17 protein-coding genes, 1 riboswitch and 1 other annotated feature are annotated in these 18741 nt (G+C 42.3%); of the genes, 1 reads left to right on the top strand and 16 read right to left on the bottom strand.

The window, feature by feature from the left end; all coding sequences use genetic code 11:
• Positions 1-29 precede the first annotated feature (29 nt).
• From ERX29_RS06200 to nrdR, 9 genes are all read right to left on the bottom strand, one after another.
• Positions 30-440: a DUF2512 family protein gene (locus ERX29_RS06200; protein WP_133443835.1), complete on the bottom strand. Its 411-nt coding sequence runs from the start codon at positions 438-440 to the stop codon at positions 30-32.
• Positions 441-570: 130 nt separating this feature from the next.
• Positions 571-930, bottom strand: coding sequence for a 50S ribosomal protein L20 (gene rplT / locus ERX29_RS06195; RefSeq protein WP_133443834.1), 360 nt, complete (start codon positions 928-930; stop codon positions 571-573).
• 30 nt (positions 931-960) lie between these two features.
• Positions 961-1161, bottom strand: a complete 201-nt coding sequence (rpmI, locus tag ERX29_RS06190; protein WP_133431145.1) for a 50S ribosomal protein L35 — start codon at positions 1159-1161, stop codon at positions 961-963.
• Between the two features lie 12 nt (positions 1162-1173).
• Positions 1174-1710: a translation initiation factor IF-3 gene (gene infC / locus ERX29_RS06185; RefSeq protein ID WP_133443833.1), complete on the bottom strand. Its 537-nt coding sequence runs from the start codon at positions 1708-1710 to the stop codon at positions 1174-1176.
• Between the two features lie 18 nt (positions 1711-1728).
• Positions 1729-1852, bottom strand: a sequence feature (ribosomal protein L20 leader region).
• Positions 1853-1896: 44 nt separating this feature from the next.
• Positions 1897-3378 carry an amino acid permease gene (locus tag ERX29_RS06180; protein WP_133443832.1) on the bottom strand — a complete coding sequence of 494 codons (1482 nt, stop codon included), beginning with the start codon at positions 3376-3378 and terminating at the stop codon, positions 1897-1899.
• Positions 3379-3433: 55 nt separating this feature from the next.
• Positions 3434-3606: riboswitch (Lysine riboswitch) on the bottom strand.
• 53 nt (positions 3607-3659) lie between these two features.
• The gene (gene thrS / locus ERX29_RS06175; RefSeq protein ID WP_133443831.1) at positions 3660-5588 is read right to left on the bottom strand and encodes a threonine--tRNA ligase; all 1929 of its coding nucleotides are present in this window, start codon (positions 5586-5588) and stop codon (positions 3660-3662) included.
• A gap of 282 nt (positions 5589-5870) precedes the next feature.
• Positions 5871-6791: a primosomal protein DnaI gene (gene dnaI / locus ERX29_RS06170; RefSeq protein WP_133443830.1), complete on the bottom strand. Its 921-nt coding sequence runs from the start codon at positions 6789-6791 to the stop codon at positions 5871-5873.
• Positions 6791-8128, bottom strand: a complete 1338-nt coding sequence (locus ERX29_RS06165) for a replicative helicase loading/DNA remodeling protein DnaB (RefSeq protein ID WP_133443829.1) — start codon at positions 8126-8128, stop codon at positions 6791-6793. The genes dnaI and ERX29_RS06165 overlap by 1 nt, the downstream gene beginning before the upstream one ends.
• Before the next feature lie 8 nt (positions 8129-8136).
• Entirely contained in the window at positions 8137-8601 is a 465-nt protein-coding gene (gene nrdR, locus ERX29_RS06160; RefSeq protein WP_133443876.1) for a transcriptional regulator NrdR, read from the bottom strand.
• Positions 8602-8714: 113 nt separating this feature from the next.
• On the opposite strand from nrdR, the gene ERX29_RS06155 reads away from it, so the two are divergent.
• Entirely contained in the window at positions 8715-9416 is a 702-nt protein-coding gene (locus ERX29_RS06155) for a GDSL-type esterase/lipase family protein (RefSeq protein ID WP_133443828.1), read from the top strand.
• A gap of 55 nt (positions 9417-9471) precedes the next feature.
• Here the strand turns inward: ERX29_RS06155 and ERX29_RS06150 are convergent, their stop codons facing one another.
• The 7 genes from ERX29_RS06150 to icd form a co-directional block, all read right to left on the bottom strand.
• Positions 9472-10506 carry a glyceraldehyde-3-phosphate dehydrogenase gene (locus tag ERX29_RS06150; RefSeq protein ID WP_133443827.1) on the bottom strand — a complete coding sequence of 345 codons (1035 nt, stop codon included), beginning with the start codon at positions 10504-10506 and terminating at the stop codon, positions 9472-9474.
• Positions 10507-10584: 78 nt separating this feature from the next.
• Positions 10585-11187, bottom strand: a complete 603-nt coding sequence (coaE, locus tag ERX29_RS06145) for a dephospho-CoA kinase (RefSeq protein WP_133443826.1) — start codon at positions 11185-11187, stop codon at positions 10585-10587.
• Positions 11188-11195: 8 nt separating this feature from the next.
• Positions 11196-12068 carry a bifunctional DNA-formamidopyrimidine glycosylase/DNA-(apurinic or apyrimidinic site) lyase gene (gene mutM / locus ERX29_RS06140; protein WP_133443825.1) on the bottom strand — a complete coding sequence of 291 codons (873 nt, stop codon included), beginning with the start codon at positions 12066-12068 and terminating at the stop codon, positions 11196-11198.
• Positions 12069-12077: 9 nt separating this feature from the next.
• A complete protein-coding gene (polA, locus tag ERX29_RS06135) occupies positions 12078-14687 on the bottom strand; it encodes a DNA polymerase I (protein ID WP_133443824.1) in 2610 nt (869 codons plus the stop codon).
• 182 nt (positions 14688-14869) lie between these two features.
• Positions 14870-16420 (bottom strand): two-component system histidine kinase PnpS, encoded by a 1551-nt coding sequence (gene pnpS, locus ERX29_RS06130; protein WP_243719995.1) that lies wholly within the window; start codon positions 16418-16420, stop codon positions 14870-14872.
• A gap of 152 nt (positions 16421-16572) precedes the next feature.
• Positions 16573-17283 carry a response regulator transcription factor gene (locus ERX29_RS06125; protein ID WP_133443822.1) on the bottom strand — a complete coding sequence of 237 codons (711 nt, stop codon included), beginning with the start codon at positions 17281-17283 and terminating at the stop codon, positions 16573-16575.
• A 171-nt stretch (positions 17284-17454) separates the two neighbouring features.
• Positions 17455-18717 (bottom strand): NADP-dependent isocitrate dehydrogenase, encoded by a 1263-nt coding sequence (icd, locus tag ERX29_RS06120; RefSeq protein WP_133443821.1) that lies wholly within the window; start codon positions 18715-18717, stop codon positions 17455-17457.
• Positions 18718-18741: the final 24 nt, after the last annotated feature.

Genomic DNA, 18741 nt, shown 5'->3' with positions numbered 1-18741 from the left:
AAAAGAGGCACATAAAGTGCCTCAAATTTTTACGGACGTGTATGACTCACTTCGTCTTTACCCGTTCTGTTGAACACAGCACGGTCTACAAACTTATGAAAGAACAACCATTCTCCACCTGTGATTGCCAGTGCAGATAATGCTGCTGGCCAGAACATATCATCATTATTACCAGTCAATGCTCTTGCCATCAACCAGATAGTCAGAAATGACAATAATAAGTCTGCTACTGCTGCCAGTCCATTACGTTTAGTGAACTCGCCAGGACGACCCGCCATATTGAATATACCAAGATCACCAAGTAAATAAGCAAGTAGAGTCGTAACGATGCTGATCCACAATGTATCCATAAATGGTACATCAAAAATCAGTGTCAGCACAATGAGTAAGACAAGTGTGATAACAACAAATTTTGTTAATATTGCTTTTAAATGATTCATAGGATTTCCTCCTTTCACAATGACTTTGTCATTATAGTGTACCCAGCGTTTCCATTTTAAAACAAATTACATATTTATTTATATATAAATTTCATAAAAAAACCCGGTACTTTGAGCACCAGGGAAATAATTATTTATTTAAAGCGTTTTTCGCTTGAGTTGCAAGCTCTGCAAATGCTTTTTCGTCAGAGATAGCGATCTCTGATAACATTTTACGGTTGATATCAATTCCAGCAACTTTAAGGCCATTCATCAAACGGCTGTAGCTGATGTCGTTCATACGTGCTGCCGCATTGATACGTGCGATCCATAATTTACGGAAGTCACGTTTTTTCTGACGACGGTCACGGTATGCATATTGACCTGATTTCATTACCTGCTGTTTTGCTACTCTGTATAATGTATGTTTTGAACCGAAATAACCTTTTGCTAATTTAATGGTTCTTTTGCGACGGGCACGCGTCACTGTTCCACCTTTAACTCGTGGCATGATAATTCCTCCTTAGTATTAATCCTATTATTATTTTACGTATGTCAGCATTTGTGCAACGCGTTTTTGATCGCCTTTAGATACTAATGACGCTTTACGCAGTCCACGTTTCTGTTTAGTTGATTTGTTAGCGAAAAGGTGAGACGTGTAAGCTCTAGAGCGTTTTAATTTACCTGAACCAGTTCTTTTAACACGTTTCGCTGCTCCGCGGTGAGTTTTCATTTTAGGCATTATATTGTCCTCCTAGTTTTGTTTTTTGTCGACGATTGGTGTGAGCATCAAGAACATTGAGCGACCATCCATCTTCGGTCTTTGTTCAACTGTGGCGATATCTTTACACTCATCAGCAAATTTCTCAAGCACTCGTTGACCAAATTCCTTATGCGTGATTGCACGACCTCTGAAGCGGATAGATACTTTAACTTTATCGTTCTTTTCAAGGAATTTACGACCGTTTTTCAACTTCGTGTTAAAGTCATTCTCTTCGATTGTCGGGCTTAATCTGATTTCTTTGACAACAACAATCTTCTGATTTTTACGTGCTTCTTTTTCCTTCTTCTGCTGTTCGAACTTGAACTTACCGTAGTCCATGATCTTTGCAACAGGTGGTTTTGCATTAGGCGCGACAAGTACGACATCCAAATTCACACGTTCTGCGATTTCGATGGCTTCGACTTTAGTCTTAACACCTAGCTGAGCACCGTCATGTCCGATTAATCGAAGTTCTCTTGCACGGATTTTGTCATTGATTTGCGTTTGATCTTTAGCTATGATTGACACCTCCTATTGGATTTACTAGACGAACAAAAAAAGCAGGCGCACAAGGCACCCGCAAAAATAGACATGTTTGATCATGTTATTTTACCTTGTAACAGCTCTCGGCGTCTTCAAGGTGAGAAGCGGGATGCTTCTACTTGTCCGTTTCGTATTCAACAGACTAAAGTATAACAGGATGATTCAACATTGTCAAACGTTAATTTTTTCATATTCACTCATATCATGTGCCTGTGACAGGTCGACCTGATTGAGCGGGATCTTCTTCGTTTTATACTTCAGCTTATGGTAGAAATAGAAGAACAAGAACACAGGTATTCCCATGTAAGTAATCAGCACGGAATCCCATTCAAACTTACCGCCGGTTACAAGGTCTACATCCTGCCCGAGAATAACGATGGTACATAACAGAAATGCGAATATCGGTCCGAACGGGAATAACTTCGCCCGGTATTTTAGAACTGATAAATCTTTTTTCTGTGCATAGAACGCGCGTCTGAAACGGTAATGACTAATCGCTATACCGAGCCATGCGATGAAACCCGTCATCCCACTCGCTGCAACGATATATTCGTAAGCACCGTTTGCCAGGCGTTCCACTAAGAAGATAATGATCACTACGATAAATGTCGCAAGCAGACTTGGAATCGGTACCCCTTGACGGTTCACTTCAGAGAATTTCTTTGATGCAAGACCATCTTTACCCATCGCATAGAGCATACGAGTAGAAGCATACATGCCTGAGTTACCCGCTGACAAAATCGATGTCAGAATGACCGCATTCATAAATGACGCCGCAAATGCAAGCCCTGCATTTTCGAATACAAGTGTAAACGGCGACTTCGCAATGTCATCCCCGCCCATCAAGTTTGGATTTGTATATGGAATAATCAGCCCGATGACTAATATCGCGAGTATATAGAAAATAAGAATGCGCCAGAACACTTGGTTGATTGCTTTCGGAATCGTTTTTTCCGGTTCTTCCGATTCACCAGCCGTAATGCCCACCAGCTCTGTCCCCTGAAAACTGAATCCTGCAACTAAGAAGACTCCGAGAATAGTCAGGAATGACTGTGTCAGGTTTTGACCGAGGAACGGTGCGTCTCCTGCTGTGAAATTAGAAAATCCGATAAACTCGCCGCCTAGAATACCGAAGATTGTCAACAGACCGATACCTATGAACAAAATCACGGTCACAACTTTGATCAAGGCGAACCAGTACTCACTTTCACCATAGACTTTGACACTCAGTGTATTCAGACCGAAAATAATCGCCAGGAACACAAAACTCCATGCCCATGCCGGAAGAAAATCAAAGACGCTCCAGTACTTGATAACCGAACTCGCGATACTGACGTCAGCTGCTACTGTAATGACCCAGTTGAACCAGTAGTTCCAGCCGAGCGCAAAGCCGAGAGACGGATCGACAAATCGTGTCGCATAAGTTGAGAATGACCCTGATATCGGTAAGTATGTCGCCATCTCGCCAAGACTCGTCATCAGGAAGAAGACCATCAGTCCGATAATGGCAAATGCAAGTAGCGCACCGCCGGGTCCCGCTTCGCGAATAGCACCGCCTGATGTCATAAACAGTCCGGTACCGATACAGCCGCCGATCGCTATCATCGAAATATGACGGGGCTTTAATTTACGTTGTACTTCTGTATTGCTCATATGTCACCTCTCGTCACACAAAAAGAGGTGCACATCACATAGATGCACACCTGTTGTGTTAAGTAGCGCATCACGGATTGTGACAGTCTGATATATCTTCTATATCAGCCCAGCCGCTCCTTGTTATCATCAGGAGAAACTTCGGCAATGGCGCCTTTCACACTGCTTCATTTACGTGATACCGTATCAGCAGTGCTACTCTTCTTCATTGCAACCTCTACCTCTTTTTGAGGAATATTATATTTTGTTTTACTATACCGTAATCCCAGTGATTTCACAACTTATTTTTTAAGATGGATTTCATCGACCAGCTTCCAGATGAATTCCTCGCGCTCCATTGTCAGAGATTCCTTCTTACCGTACTGGCGGACGTTGACTTCATTATTTTCTACTTCTTTATCGCCGACGACAATCTGATAAGGAACTTTGTGCATCTGAGCTTCACGAATTTTGTAGCCCATCTTCTCTGCACGGTCATCAATATGGCAGCGCACACCGTGTGACTTCAGTTCATCGAATAGTGCTCTTGCATAATCATAGTGAACATCATTGGAAACAGGGATGATTTCCAGCTGGTTCGGTGCAAGCCATGTTGGATAAGCCCCTTTATATTCTTCTGTCAGAAAGGCAACAAATCGTTCCATCGTTGAGATGACACCACGGTGAATGACAACGGGACGATGATTGGCACCGTCACTGCCGACATAAGTCAGATCAAAGCGTTCAGGCAGCAGGAAGTCGAGCTGTACAGTCGATAATGTCTCTTCTTTGCCTAGCGCTGTCTTCACCTGCACGTCAAGCTTCGGACCGTAGAATGCTGCTTCGCCCGGTGCTTCCTCGTAATCAAGGCCCAGCTCGTCGACCGCTTCTTTCAGCATCCCTTGAGCTCGTTCCCACATGGCATCATCCTGGAAATATTTCTCTGTGTCTTCTGGATCACGGTAAGACAGACGGAATGTATAATCTTTAAACTTGAAGTCTTCGTACACATCAATAACGAGCTGTACAACGCGCTTGAACTCATCTTTAATCTGATCCGGACGGACGAAGATATGCGCATCGTTCAATGTCATTCCGCGGACACGCTGCAGACCAGATACTGCGCCGCTCGCCTCGTAACGATGCTGCATGCCGAGCTCAGCGATACGGATCGGCAGTTCACGGTAGCTGTGCATCGAATTTTTGTAGACCATCATATGGTGAGGACAGTTCATCGGCCGAAGAACAAGCGACTCGTTCTCCATTTCCATGACCGGGAACATATCATCCTGATAGTGATCCCAGTGTCCTGATGTCTTATACAGATCAACAGAACCCATCACAGGTGTATACACATGGTCATAGCCAAGTGCGACTTCTTTGTCGACGATATAACGTTCCAGCTCGCGGCGTATTGTCGCACCATTTGGCAACCAGAGCGGCAGTCCCGCACCAATCAATGGATTAGTAGCAAACAACTCCAGTTCTTTACCGATTTTCCGGTGGTCGCGTTCTTTACGTTCCTCAAGTATCTGCAGATGTTCTTTCAGTGCTTTCTTGTCGAAGAACGCAGTCCCATATATCCGCTGCAGCATTTTGTTGTTCGCGTCGCCGCGCCAATAAGCACCGGCTGTTGATAACAATTTGAATTCCTTGATCTTTGCTGTTGACGGCACATGGACACCGCGGCACAGATCAGTGAATTCACCTTGTGAATAAAGCGTTACGTTTTCGTCTGCTGGAATCGCATCAATCAGTTCCTGTTTGTACGGATCATCCTGGAAGACTTCCTTCGCTTCTGCGCGCGATACGACACGGCGTTCAATCGCAATATTCTCTCCGACAATCTGACGCATTGTTTTTTCAATATCTGCTAGATCTTCACTAGATACTTTGTGCTCTGCATCAAAATCATAGTAGAACCCTCCTTCAATGACAGGTCCTACACCGAAATGCACATTTCCATAGAGACGTTTCAAGGCTTGTGCCATCAGATGAGCTGTTGAATGACGAAGGACTTCAATCCCTTCTTTCGATTCCGGTGTGATGATTTCTATGCTACCGTCTGTCTCAAGTTGAGTCGACAGATCCACCAGCTGCCCGTTGAACTTGCCGGCTAACGCCTTTTTCTTCAATCCAGGACTGATTGATCCTGCGATGTCTTCAGTTGTCACGCCGCTTTCAAATACTTTTTCGTTACCATCCGGAAATTTAATATTAATCTCACTCATCATGAACACTCCTTTAAATTTTAATATATAAGAACGCAAAAAGACCCCATCCCAAAAGGGACGGAGTCATTCCGCGGTACCACCCTAATCGCCATAAGGCAACTCTGCATAAGATAACGGTCTTGAGCCGGGCAACGTTTAATTGCCAATAGAAAAAGGGAGTAACGATGCTGCACTTATCCGGACTTACACCAGTCTCCGGCTCGCTTAGTAAGACATCAGAATCATCTTGTCCTCTTATTGTTGAATTATAGTTCTATTATACACTGCCATTCCTATATTTCAAGAGCGCCGATAATTTTTTCCGGATAACTGATAAACATTCGCTAAAGCGTAAAGGCGTTCCATCATGCGGAGCGCTTTCGTCTTTTCAACGCCGTTTCTTGTATTGGCGAAGTGATGTTCGAGTTCTTCCAGGTTAAAGTTCGAGGAGAAAAACGTCGGCAGCTGATTCATCATTCTATGATGCAGCAGCGGTCCGAGCACTTCATCTCGTACCCACGGCGTCAAATCTTCAGCACCGATATCGTCAAGCATCAGCACCGGACTTTTTTTCACCCGGTCAAGCTTCTGTTCAAACGTATTGTCATTGAATCCTGACTTCAGCTCACGGATGAATTCCGGCACATAGAATATAGTCGTATAGACATGCTTTTCTTTCAGCTGATTGGCAATAGCACCTAAAATAAATGACTTACCGGTACCGAAGCTGCCGTGAATATACATCCCTTTCGTCGGTTTTCCTGCAGCGATATCATTACAGATCTGTATCGCCTGTCTGACAATATTCAGTCGTTCCGACGTTTCCAGATCCACTGCATCAATTTTTGCGTTCAGTATTTCATACGGGACATGCATTGCTGTGACGTATTCCTTCATCTTGAGTTCTTCGTCATACACTTTTTTGTTTGGACAAGGAGAGTAAGCAATCTTAATCCGCTTATCTTCAACATATAGCATTGGCGTATGTCCTTTGACGAAGTTGATGCACGTGCCGTAGCTCTGACAACGGCCACACATTTTAGACTGATCTTTATACTCCTGTAGTATGGACAGGTCTTTATCGATCATCTCATCCGTCACATCAGGATGTTCCATCAGGAATGCTCTGATTTCATCATCATTCAACGTCTCTTGTTTAACTTGATCAATACGTGCCTGTAAGCCGGGATTTTCTTTTAAAAATGCACTGAATGGCTTCATCAGTTATCCTCCTTCCAGAAATTCTTCAGCTCCTGCTCAAGCTGACGTTTTTCAGCTTCAAGTGAGTCGTCTTCATGTGCTGCAACAGGCACACTTCCTTCTTTCATCTGCGCGACCCATTCAGGTGTTTTTTCATAGGACGGCCGCAGACGGGTTTTGTGTACTTTCTGCTCTGTTTTTCTTTCAGCCTGCTGTTTCTGAAGTTTTTTCACATGATCATATGCCTGCCTGCTGGATTCAAACTTCAGCTTTTTCCAGTTCGATGCAATTTCTTCGATATAACTTTGCGGGAGCTTCATATCACTCGTGAACATCACGTACTGCAGCAGAACATTGATGACACCAAACGACAGTTTTTCACGTTCTATGATGGTTTCTATCATGCGTTTTTGTTTCTGTGTCGGTTCTGACTTACTGATAGATGCAAGCATAACGATAGGACTTGTCGTATCCATCATCTCAAACCATGACAGCTGCGTCTGATCTTCTGTTTCTTCAGACTTACGCGCTTCTGTCAAAATAGGTAAATTACCTTGATGCTCAAGCTGATAGAAGTCACGTGCATTTTTGCGCAGGTCTTCATGCGAAATAGTCTGATCTGCACTTAACGACTGCAGGATGATTCGGCGCATGTCCGTCGGCGCAATGTCATACAGCACAGATAGCTGAGTGATGAGTTCACATGTTTCCTTAGGCAGCTGTTCACGTGTAATCAAGTTCTGATTGAGGAGCATCTCGAGCAGATCAAAGTCGAACGTCTGCTGATGAACTGGAATACCGAGCGAGTCATTTGTCTTGATGATTTTCTCATTATCATTGAAAATGCTGTGATTTGGTTCTTTCGGCGTACCGAACACGTCCATATAATTTTTTGAGACATCGCGGTAGTCTGACAGATCTATCGTATCCGTGCAGAAGTGTTTCTTCAGTTGCTGAAACCGCTCTTTACCGACCACCTGGAACAAGAAAACCGACAGCATCGGATCATTGAAGAACTGAGCTGGCATGACAGGACTGATCAGTTTATAGACAAAACACTGATCTTCTCCTGTTTTTAAAAATGTCTTTATCAGACCAATGGCTTCCAGCCGTTCACGCAGCTGCTCAAAATGACTTAAATTCATTTTCAGTTCATTCAAAATCAAATAATGGGTCTCCGGCTCCGATACTTGATGCCCGTTAATAAACTGACTTAAGTACTGATAGACCGCTATACTTTCAAGTCCGATAAGCGGTATGTACAATCGTTTCAGCACGTCTTCAGATAACGACGACTGCACATAATTCGTATGGACGATAAATGAATCAGCGGGTCTTAACCCGGAAAAATAATGCACACCAACACCTACTTCTTATCTTTATCATTTAAAATACCCTGCATGGTGCTCAGCAGCTGGTCTACATCTTTAAACTCCTTATACACTGATGCAAAGCGTACGTAAGATACTTGATCAAGCTGCATCAGCTCATCCATGACAAGCTCGCCGATATCTACAGAAGATACTTCATTCTTGCCGCTTTCACGTAATTGAAATTCAATTTCATTCGTTATTTTTTCTAACTCATCAAACGCAACCGGACGTTTTTCACTTGCTCTGACAAGACCACCTAGAACTTTGTCACGATTAAATGCCTGTCTTGTGCCGTCCTTTTTTACAACGATCAACGGTGCAAGTTCTATCCGTTCAAAGGTGGTAAACCGGGCGCCGCACTGCTCGCACTCACGTCTGCGTCTAATGGCTGCTAAGTCATCGGCATGTCTGGAATCCACAACTTTGGACTGACTATAACTGCATTTCGGACATCTCAAGACATTCACCTCATTCATTGTTATCATCTTATTATACATGATTCATAAGGAGTTAAAAACCGTTAGAAAAAACATTAAATCGGGTATACTTTATCACATTAGGAGGATGACACATGAGACCTGACTATTTAGAACTGGAGAAATTTGAAGAAGGCAATCCCGTCAACAAGGAACGGGACAAATTCAATAGAAGAAACGAAGTGCTGCTCTATCATGATGATCCGATCGGTGTGCTGTTTATCGGTGATTCCATCACTGCCTACTGGGATTTAGATAGCTACTTCACGATGAAGAATAATAAACGCATTATCAATAGAGGGATTTCCAATGACCGGACGATGTACTTAAAACGCCGCTTCTATGCCGATGCTCTGCAATTGAAACCAGACTTTATCATCCTGTCTATAGGTGTCAACAATACAAAAGATTTAGATCAGAAACTGAGTCAGGAAACAAGTGATCAGCTGTTTCTGCAGATTACTCAAGATATCAAGGATATGGTCAATGATGCATTAAGTCATCACATTCCAATTGCTGTTACGTCTGTCACATCAACAAACCGTCCACATCTGAAATCATTCACTTTGAGAGCAGATACCATCAAGCGCATTAACGAAGAACTGAAAACCTTCGCCGCTTACACTGGTATTCCTTACATCGATTATTACAAAGCTATGACATTGACTGACAAGACTGATTATTTAAATCCGGAACTCTCTGATGACGGCCTTCACCCTCACGTCCTCGGCTATGACATCATGGCTAAAGCGGTTGTCGACACATTAACAGAAGTCCCTATACAATTACGTCATTAGTCTAAGATTAAAACAACCTCTGAAATCAAACATTCGATTTCAGAGGTTGTTTTAATTATGCTTCTACTAAATCATCAGATTTAGTGTTCAGTGCCTGACCCATCAATGAAGCGAGTTCCACTACGCGTGTTGAGTAGCCCCATTCATTATCGTACCATGCCAGCACTTTCACTTTGCGGTTACCCATCACAATGGTAGACAAACCGTCAACGATTGATGACATAGAGTTTGTATTGAAGTCGACGCTGACTAATGGTTCGAATGTGATATCGAGTATGCCTTTCAATGGACCTTCAGCTGCTTCCTTGAATGCATTATTCACTTCTTCTACCGTCACATCCTGTTTCAAATCCACTACCAGGTCAACCAATGAGACATTAGTCGTCGGTACACGCAGCGCCATACCGTGTAGTTTACCTTCTAATTCAGGCAGCACAAGTGATAATGCTTTCGCGGCACCTGTTGACGTCGGGATGATGCTTTGTGCGCACGCACGTGCACGACGAAGATCTTTATGCGGGTTATCAAGGTTTTTCTGATCGTTTGTATATGCATGAACTGTCGTCATCAATCCATTATCGATTCCAAACTTTTCGTTTAATACTTTAGCCACTGGCGCCAGGCAGTTCGTCGTACATGATGCATTTGAAATGACGTCAAACGTCTCTACGTCAAGACCTTTGCAGTTAACGCCGCGCACGATTGTCTGGACGTTTCCTTTACCAGGAGCAGTCAGTAATACTTTTTTTGCACCAGCTGTTAAATGCGCCGAAGCTTTTTCCGCGTCATTGAATTTACCTGTTGCTTCTATTACGATATCGATGTTCAGTTCTTTCCATGGTAATAATCCCGGATTACGCTCAGAAACCAGTTTAATTTCCTTGCCGTTTACCTTCAAGCCATTCTCTATCGGCTCTACTTCAAGTTCATATTTACCATGAGTTGTATCGTATTTTATGAGATGGGCAAGTGTCTCAGGTGGATAGCTTGCATTGATAGCTACAATCTCCAGTTCGTTATTTAATGCCGCAGCACGAAATACCATTCTTCCGATTCTACCTAAACCATTAATAGCCACTCTTGTCGTCATGTCATCTTCCCCTTATTGTGTTATACTATTTGCTTTCAATAGTATAACACAATGAACAAGTGATGGAAGCGGTTTCGACTATTTTTTTTGATTTCTTTCAAAAAACTGCTCTACTACTTTTTTTACCTGCTGTTCAAGCTCGGACAAATTGCCGCTGTTATCAATGATGATATGCGCCCGCTTTTTTTTCTCTTCGATAGACAACTGCGAATGAATTCTTGCTGCTGCTGCATCATACGATAGATTATTGCGTTTCATCAATCGTTCCAGCTGCGATTCTTCATCTACATAGACTACCCATACTTCATCGACTGTATATTCTAAGTGATTTTCAAACAGCAGTGGAATATCCATGATGACATGTCTGCCTGATTTAAGTGCCTGCTGCTTCTCATATTCCATAATGTCTCTGACACGCGGATGGATAATACGGTTTAAAGCCTCACGTTTTTCAATATCATTAAAAATAAGCTGTCCGACATATGGCCGGTTCATCTCACCATTAATTACAGCTTCTTCACCGAATACCTTTTCGACTTCTTTCAATCCGTCTGTCCCTTTAGCGACAGCTGTTCTGCTGGCAACGTCTGCATCGACAACGGCAAAACCATATTCCTTTAATAAGGCTGATACAGTTGACTTGCCACTCGCGATTCCTCCGGTCAGTCCGATTACTTTCATTTCTTCACCTACTTCTGACAATGTGTGCAGTAGTGCGTATTGCGTGTTGCAATCACTTTTGCAGTGACTGGTCCGCCGCATGTTCCGCATGTCTTACGACCATAAATCTTAAATCTAGTCTGCATATATCCTTCTTTACCTTCGACATTTCGATAACTCGATATGGAAGAACCACCATATTTAATTCCTTCGTTCAACACATGAACAATCGCTTGAAACAGCTCGATACGTTTCGATTTTGTCACCCGTTTTACTTTGCGGTTCGGATTAATTTTAGCCAAATGAAGTGCTTCACAGGCATAAATATTGCCGCAGCCGCTGACGACCGAATGGTTCATGATCGCTTCCTTGATCGTCTTCTCCTGCCACCTCGAAGATTTTAGCTGTGTTAAATAATAGTCAGATGCACCATCGTCAAACGGTTCCGGTGCAATCGCCATAATCTGCGCTGCATCTTCCAGTCGTTCAATGTAGCGCAGCTCACCAAACCGGCGGATGTCACTATACACCAGCAGTCTGCCTGACTGCAGATGGATGGTGACATGCCAGTGGTTGATATAGTTCGGTACTCCAATGTCTTCTAATTGATCAACAACAAAATATGCGCCGGACATCCCGAGATGACTGATGATGAAATGTTCCTGCAGCTCATTTTCAAGTGTGAAAATCAAATATTTGCTGCGCCGGTCCAGTGCTTTAATCGTACTGCCAGTAATATTTCTTTGAAACGTTTCAAGGTCTGTTCCTTTAATGATAGTCTGCTTACCTGCGGATTTACCGATAGTCACTTTTTCTGAGAAAGTGACTCCGGTAATCAGCTCACCGATAATTTTAGGACTGAGTCCACGTTTGACATGTTCTACTTCTGGTAATTCAGGCATAGCTTCCTCCTATTTAGCATCGTACCATGACTGTCCGAAATCTGATTCAACTAGCAATGGCACATTAAGCGGCAAGGCATGTTCCATAATATCTTTAACAAATAGACTGAACGCCTCTACTTCTTCTTCCGGCACTTCAAAAATCAGTTCATCGTGGACTTGAAGCAGTAATTCCGCGCTGAATTCAGTCGCCTTGACTGCCTTATCATAATTCACCATCGCGAGCTTGATAATATCAGCAGCACTTCCTTGAATCGGCGTATTCATCGCTGTCCGCTCAGCAAATCCCCGTAAATTGAAGTTGCGTGACGTAATGTCCGGAATATATCGGCGGCGTTTCATCAGCGTCGACACAAATTCATCCTGCTTCGCCTGCTGAATGATATCATCCATGTACTGCTTGACGTTCGGAAAGCTCGCCAAATAGTCATCGATGAATTTTTGAGCGGCCTTACGACTAATGCCTAATGACTGACTAAGACCATAATCACTAATGCCATAGACTATGCCGAAATTGACAGCTTTAGCTTGACGTCGCATATTAGGTGTCACTTCGTCTTTTTCCACATCGAACACTTCCATCGCAGTCTTCGTATGAATGTCAGTTCCATTAATAAACGCTTCAGACATACTGGCATCACCTGTTATATGTGCTAATACTCGCAGTTCAATCTGAGAATAATCAGCGGCAAAGATAACCCAGCCTGGTTTAGCTGCTGTAAATGCTTTTCTGATTTTACGCCCTTCATCAAGACGGATCGGTATATTCTGCAGGTTCGGATCAACTGAAGATAGGCGGCCGGTCTGTGCCAGCACTTGATTGAACCGTGTATGAATTCTGCCGTCCGAACCAATCATCTTCTGCAGTCCTTCTACATAAGTCGACTGTAATTTTGACAGCTGACGATAAATCAGAATGTCATCGATAATCGGATGTTTCCCCTGCAAAACCTCAAGCACATCAACAGCAGTTGAATAACCCGTCTTTGTCTTTTTGATAATCGGCAGCTTAAGATCTTCAAACAGCACGACACCGAGCTGTTTCGGTGAATTAATGTTAAATTCCTGACCGGCATGGGAATGGATGGAACTGATCAAAGTATCAAGTCTACCTTGCAGTTCATGCTGCATTGCTGCAAGTTCATCTTTATTGACAGTGATTCCACGCATCTCCATCTTCGCAAGCACTAAAGCAAGTGGCAGTTCCAGTTCATCATGAAGTGCAAGCTGTTCATTCTTTTCGAGTTTGTCTTTTAAAATAGCTGACAGTTCAAGCACCGTGACTGCCTGTTTTGCGAAATAATCGTTCAGTACATCATCTGACGGTATTGCCATCTTCGCACCTTTACCAAAGATCTGGTCATTTGATGTAAGTGACTTTCCTTCCAGACGGGCAATTTCTGCGACATCAATAATCGTATTTGACGGATCGAGCAAATAGCTTGCAAGCGTAATGTCAAATTCAATCCCTTTGATCTCCACACCAAGACGATTTAACAGCACTGTCGTCTTTTTAGCGTCGTAGACTACTTTCGGTTTTGAATCATCTGACAGATAAGCAGCAAGCGTGTCATTTCTTGCTATGGCATCGGCTGTGATGACTGCGGTCTTATTGCCATCACTGATAGCTAAAGGTAGTATTTCGTTCTTCAAATAATTCTCTTTAAAGCAATCAATGAGGATGCTCGTCCGGTTGTCTAAGTTTATTTCTTCGAGTGACGCAAGTTCTATTGCTGCCACTTCTTCTGCCTGCGGAGCCGTATCAAGACTTCCAAGCATCTGTTTGAATTCTAGTGATTTAAACAATTCAATCTTATTATCTGTCGAATCTTCTGTTATCAATGTATCTGCAAGCGAGACTTCAATGGGTGCAGCTGTATTGATCGTCGCCAATTCTTTACTCATCAAAGCATCTGCCTGGTGCAAGGTCAGATTCTCGTTCAACTTCTTCCCTTTAATGTCATCAAGATGCGCAATAACTTCCTCTACCGTGCCATATTCGAGGAGCAGTTTAATCGCCGTCTTTTCACCTACGCCCGGCACACCTGGAATATTATCAGATGTATCACCCATCAGTCCTTTTAAGTCTATGATTTTCTCAGGACCAAAGCCATATTTCTCATGGATGAATGCAGGTGTGTAATGATCAATATCCGTGACCCCTTTTTTTGTGTAATACACAGATACATGGTCATTGACCAGCTGGGTTAAGTCACGGTCTCCTGTGATGATGATTGTTTCCATTTTATTCGCCGTCGCTTCTTTTGACAATGTACCGATGATATCATCCGCTTCGTAGTTAGGCAGCTCATAATGTTTAATATGATATGCCTCTACCAGCTTACGGATATAAGGAAACTGCTCACTCAGTTCCTGCGGTGTCTTCTGTCTTCCGCCTTTATAGTCTTTATAAGTGGCGTGACGAAACGTCGTCTTACCTGCATCAAAAGCCACCAGGAAATGAGTCGGCTGTTCGTCTTTAATAATTTTTTCAAGCAATAGTGTAAATCCATAGACTGCATTAGTATGAATACCGGCAGTGTTTTTTAGTAGTGGTAAGGCATAGAACGCACGGAATGCCAAGCTGTTCCCATCAATCAGTATTAGTTTTTCGGTCATAAGTGCCTCCATTTATTTAGATAACTTTATTCTAACATACCTTAAATATAAGCAAAAAAAATAGACCAAAAAACAACGGGACGCAGCTGCGTCCCGTTATCTCTTCAAAATGAAGGGGTCTATCATTATTATATCAGTTGGTTGTACGAAAAATATTAACTTAGTGTAAAGAATTCATTAAGTTATAGCGCTTTAAATGTGACGCGAAAAGTCGAACCTTCTCCGAGTCTGCTGTCGACTTCTATCTCGCCATTGAATACTTCAACGATATGCTTGACGATAGCAAGTCCTAACCCTGTTCCACCGCTATCCCGACTCCTTGCTTTATCTACCCGGTAAAAACGCTCAAATATTCTGATCTGCTCTTCACGTGCGATACCGATGCCGTTATCCTTGATTTCAAGAATGGACAATCCGTCTTGCTGTCTAACATTGACTATGATTTCATCATTGTCAGAAGAGTAATTGATGGCGTTGGATAAAAGGTTGATAATCACCTGTTTCAGTTTGCTCGGTTCAGCCTGGACAAACACTTCATCATCCAGATTCATCTTTATTTCAAGATTTTTTTTCAAAGCAAGCGGCTGAACTACTTCTACACAATTTTTTACTTTATCACTCATATCGACAGGTGTGAGCTGAAGGTGATTATTACGTTCTATTTTTGACAGTTCCAGCAGTTCACTGACAAGCACTTGAATTCGGTTTGCTTCCTTCAAAATGATGTTCAGGAACATATCAAGTGACTCGGCATCATTCTTAGCACCATCAAGCAGCGTTTCAGAAAAACCTTTAATTGACGTGATCGGTGTTTTCAGTTCATGTGATACATTAGCGACAAAATCTTTACGCATCTGCTCCAGTGTCTTCAGCTGAGTGATGTCATGCAGTACGATGACCACTCCTTCAAGCTTTTTGCGTGTTTTAGACAAGACTGGAACAACTGCAGCATCAAAATATTTCTGATGGACATTAATTTTTATATCAAGCGTTTCATTGATTGTCTTCTCAGTTGCAATGGCTTCTTTAATCATGCGGTTGATGGCGGAATAGGCGATAGCTTCCTCATAGTACCCTTTTAACGAGGGACCGTCGTTATTGAACAACCGGTTGTAGGTATCATTGCTGATCACAACATCACCGTGATTATTAACTAGAAGGATCGCAGAAGGAATATTCTGAAGGGTTGTCTCCAGCCTATTGCGCTGCAGCTTCTGTTCATTATTCAATGATTGTAGAGTCCTGGCAAGAATATTTATACTGATATACAAATCTTTCGTTTCGGTCACGCTGCTCTCTGGTACTCTGACTTTATAATTGCCTTCAGCAAGTAGTTTTGATGCATAAGTTACTTCACTGATCGGAGCGATATAACTCTTATTGATGTAACGCACTATAATATATACGACTGGCAGTACAATGAGAAGAATGATGATTAAATATTCCCACATCTGAGTGATGATATCGTCTATTTCAGTCATATCATCAATAAGATACACAGCAAAATCATCTTTATTTTGTATCAGCAGCGCTTGATTATCATTATTATAATCGCGGAAGAATTCAGTCGTTTCGGAGTTATCTTTCCATTTCCTGAGACTCGCTTCGAGCTGTTTCTTGTTTAATGAGCTGCTTTTGTATATGACTTTACCGTCTTCTTTAATCATAATCTGATCGACAGCCGTGTCTTCACTGCTCAAATAGTGAACTGTATCTCCGTCTTCTTTAATCATATGAATAATATGAGAAGCCTGTTTAAGTAGATCATTTTTTTTGCTCTCATAAATTCTATCACTTAAAGTTACTGAGAGAAAGAAACCGAGTAAAAGAAAACTTACAACAAATAGTGTTGTAAGTGATAAAAGCAATCGTTTCTGGAAACTAATCATAGTGCTTTCGGAATTTCAAGCTTATAGCCCAGTCCGCGGACTGTTTTAATATATTGCGGCTGCTTAGGATTATCTTCAATTTTTTCTCTCAAATGGCTGATATGTACATCGACGATCCTTGAATCTCCTGCAAATTCATAGTTCCAGACTGAATTCAGCATATGTTCACGTGTAATGACACGTCCCTGTCTTTCAATTAAATAAATTAGCAGTTCAAATTCTTTCGGTGTCAATTCAAGCAGCTGGTCATTTCTATAAGCCTCAAAGTGTTCCGGAAGAATCTTAAGCTTTCCGATCAGGATTTCACTGCTCTGCTTAATATCACTGCTCTGTTCACTGACTTGTGAACGTCGTAAAATAGCCTTGATTCTCGCCACGACTTCCCGGGGAGAAAATGGCTTAGTCATATAATCATCTGCACCTAGTTCAAGACCAAGCACTTTATCAAATTCATCATCTTTAGCTGTCAACATTAAAATAGGTACTTGGTTCTTCTCACTGCGGACTGCTTTGCATACTTCCACACCATCCATCTTTGGCAGCATCAGATCAAGCACAACGATATCAGGACGTTCTGTGAATACTTTATTCAACCCTTCTTCACCATCATAAGCAGTCACAACATCGTAGCCAGCCTGCTGTAAATTGTATTGTAATAAAGTGACGATAGATTGTTCATCATCAACTACTAGAACTTTCTGACTCATTATATCCCTCCAAAGTATCTGTCTCTCCTATTATATATTAATTAGAAATCATATGACTATCATTTATCAATAAAATTCAAACGATGGTAACATTTATTTACACTAAATTTACATTGAAAAATCAAAAAAAGAATCATAGATGTTATATTCATCCACGATTCTTTTCGATTATTATAAGTTTTTGATCAGTTCGTCAGCGAACTCAGAACATTTGACTTCTGTAGCGCCGTCCATCAGACGTGCAAAGTCGTAAGTAACAACTTTAGAAGCAATAGTTTTTTCCATTGATTTTGTGATCAGTTCGCCAGCTTCTTTCCATCCTAGATGGTCGAGCATTAGTACACCGCTTAGAATAACTGAAGATGGGTTAACTTTATCAAGTCCTGCATACTTCGGAGCAGTACCGTGAGTCGCTTCAAAGATAGCATGTCCTGTTTCATAATTGATGTTAGCGCCTGGTGCGATACCGATTCCACCGACCTGTGCTGCTAACGCGTCAGAAATATAATCGCCGTTTAAGTTCATTGTAGCGACTACATCAAACTCAGCAGGACGCGTTAAAATCTGTTGCAGGAAGATATCCGCGATAGAATCTTTTACTAGCAACTTGCCGCTGTTGACTGCTTCTTCCTGAGCTTTATCAGCAGCTTCCTTGCCGTCTGAGTCAACTAACTTATCATATTGTGCCCAAGTGAATACTTTGTCGCCGAATTCACGTTCAGCTAAATCATAGCCCCATTGTTTGAAGGCACCTTCAGTGAACTTCATGATGTTCCCTTTATGAACAAGTGTCAGAGATTTACGACCCTGCTCCAGTGCATAGTTGATAGCCGCACGGACTAAACGTTCTGTTCCTTCTTTAGACACGGGCTTAATACCGATACCGGACGTTTCAGGGAAACGGATATTTTTAGCGCCCATTTCATTCTGCAGGAATTCGATGACTTTCTTCACGTCATCTGTTCCTTCTTTATACTCAATACCTGCATAAATATCTTCAGTGTTCTCGCGGAAAATAACCATGTCTGTATCTTCCGGACGTTTCACTGGTGAAGGAACGCCTTCAAAGTAACGTACCGGACGAAGACATACAAATAAATCTAACTCCTGACGCAATGCAACGTTCAATGAACGAATTCCACCACCGATAGGCGTCGTCAAAGGTCCTTTAATAGCGATCAAATATTCATCGATTGTATCTAAAGTTTCCTGTGGCAGCCATTCTCCTGTTTCGTCGAATGCTTTCTGACCCGCAAGTACTTCTTTCCATTCAATTTTCTTTTCGCCGTTATATGCTTTATCTACTGCACCGTCAAGAACACGTACCGCTGCTTTCCAAATATCCGGACCTGTACCGTCACCGATGATGAATGGTACAACTGGATTGTTCGGCACGTTAAGTGCTCCGTTAGAATTAGTAATCTTCTCTCCCATGATAAACCTCCGTAAAGTCTTTTT

The organism is Macrococcus lamae, from assembly GCF_004359545.1.
In the GTDB taxonomy this organism is placed as follows: Bacteria; Bacillota; Bacilli; order Staphylococcales; family Staphylococcaceae; genus Macrococcus; species Macrococcus lamae.
Note: the sequence above shows the minus strand (reverse complement) of the source record. Positions and strands in the feature narration are given on the sequence as shown.

Coding starts and splice junctions, on each gene's coding strand:
- polA (WP_133443824.1), bottom strand. CDS start 14,687: ATGACCGAAAAACTAATACTGATTGATGGGAACAGCTTGGCATTCCGT.
- ERX29_RS06180 (WP_133443832.1), bottom strand. CDS start 3,378: ATGAGCAATACAGAAGTACAACGTAAATTAAAGCCCCGTCATATTTCG.
- rpmI (WP_133431145.1), bottom strand. CDS start 1,161: ATGCCTAAAATGAAAACTCACCGCGGAGCAGCGAAACGTGTTAAAAGA.
- ERX29_RS06150 (WP_133443827.1), bottom strand. CDS start 10,506: ATGACGACAAGAGTGGCTATTAATGGTTTAGGTAGAATCGGAAGAATG.
- ERX29_RS06155 (WP_133443828.1), top strand. CDS start 8,715: ATGAGACCTGACTATTTAGAACTGGAGAAATTTGAAGAAGGCAATCCC.
- mutM (WP_133443825.1), bottom strand. CDS start 12,068: ATGCCTGAATTACCAGAAGTAGAACATGTCAAACGTGGACTCAGTCCT.
- rplT (WP_133443834.1), bottom strand. CDS start 930: ATGCCACGAGTTAAAGGTGGAACAGTGACGCGTGCCCGTCGCAAAAGA.
- icd (WP_133443821.1), bottom strand. CDS start 18,717: ATGGGAGAGAAGATTACTAATTCTAACGGAGCACTTAACGTGCCGAAC.
- ERX29_RS06200 (WP_133443835.1), bottom strand. CDS start 440: ATGAATCATTTAAAAGCAATATTAACAAAATTTGTTGTTATCACACTT.
- dnaI (WP_133443830.1), bottom strand. CDS start 6,791: ATGAAGCCATTCAGTGCATTTTTAAAAGAAAATCCCGGCTTACAGGCA.
- thrS (WP_133443831.1), bottom strand. CDS start 5,588: ATGAGTGAGATTAATATTAAATTTCCGGATGGTAACGAAAAAGTATTT.
- ERX29_RS06125 (WP_133443822.1), bottom strand. CDS start 17,283: ATGAGTCAGAAAGTTCTAGTAGTTGATGATGAACAATCTATCGTCACT.
- pnpS (WP_243719995.1), bottom strand. CDS start 16,420: ATGATTAAAGAAGACGGAGATACAGTTCACTATTTGAGCAGTGAAGAC.
- coaE (WP_133443826.1), bottom strand. CDS start 11,187: ATGAAAGTAATCGGACTGACCGGAGGAATCGCGAGTGGCAAGTCAACT.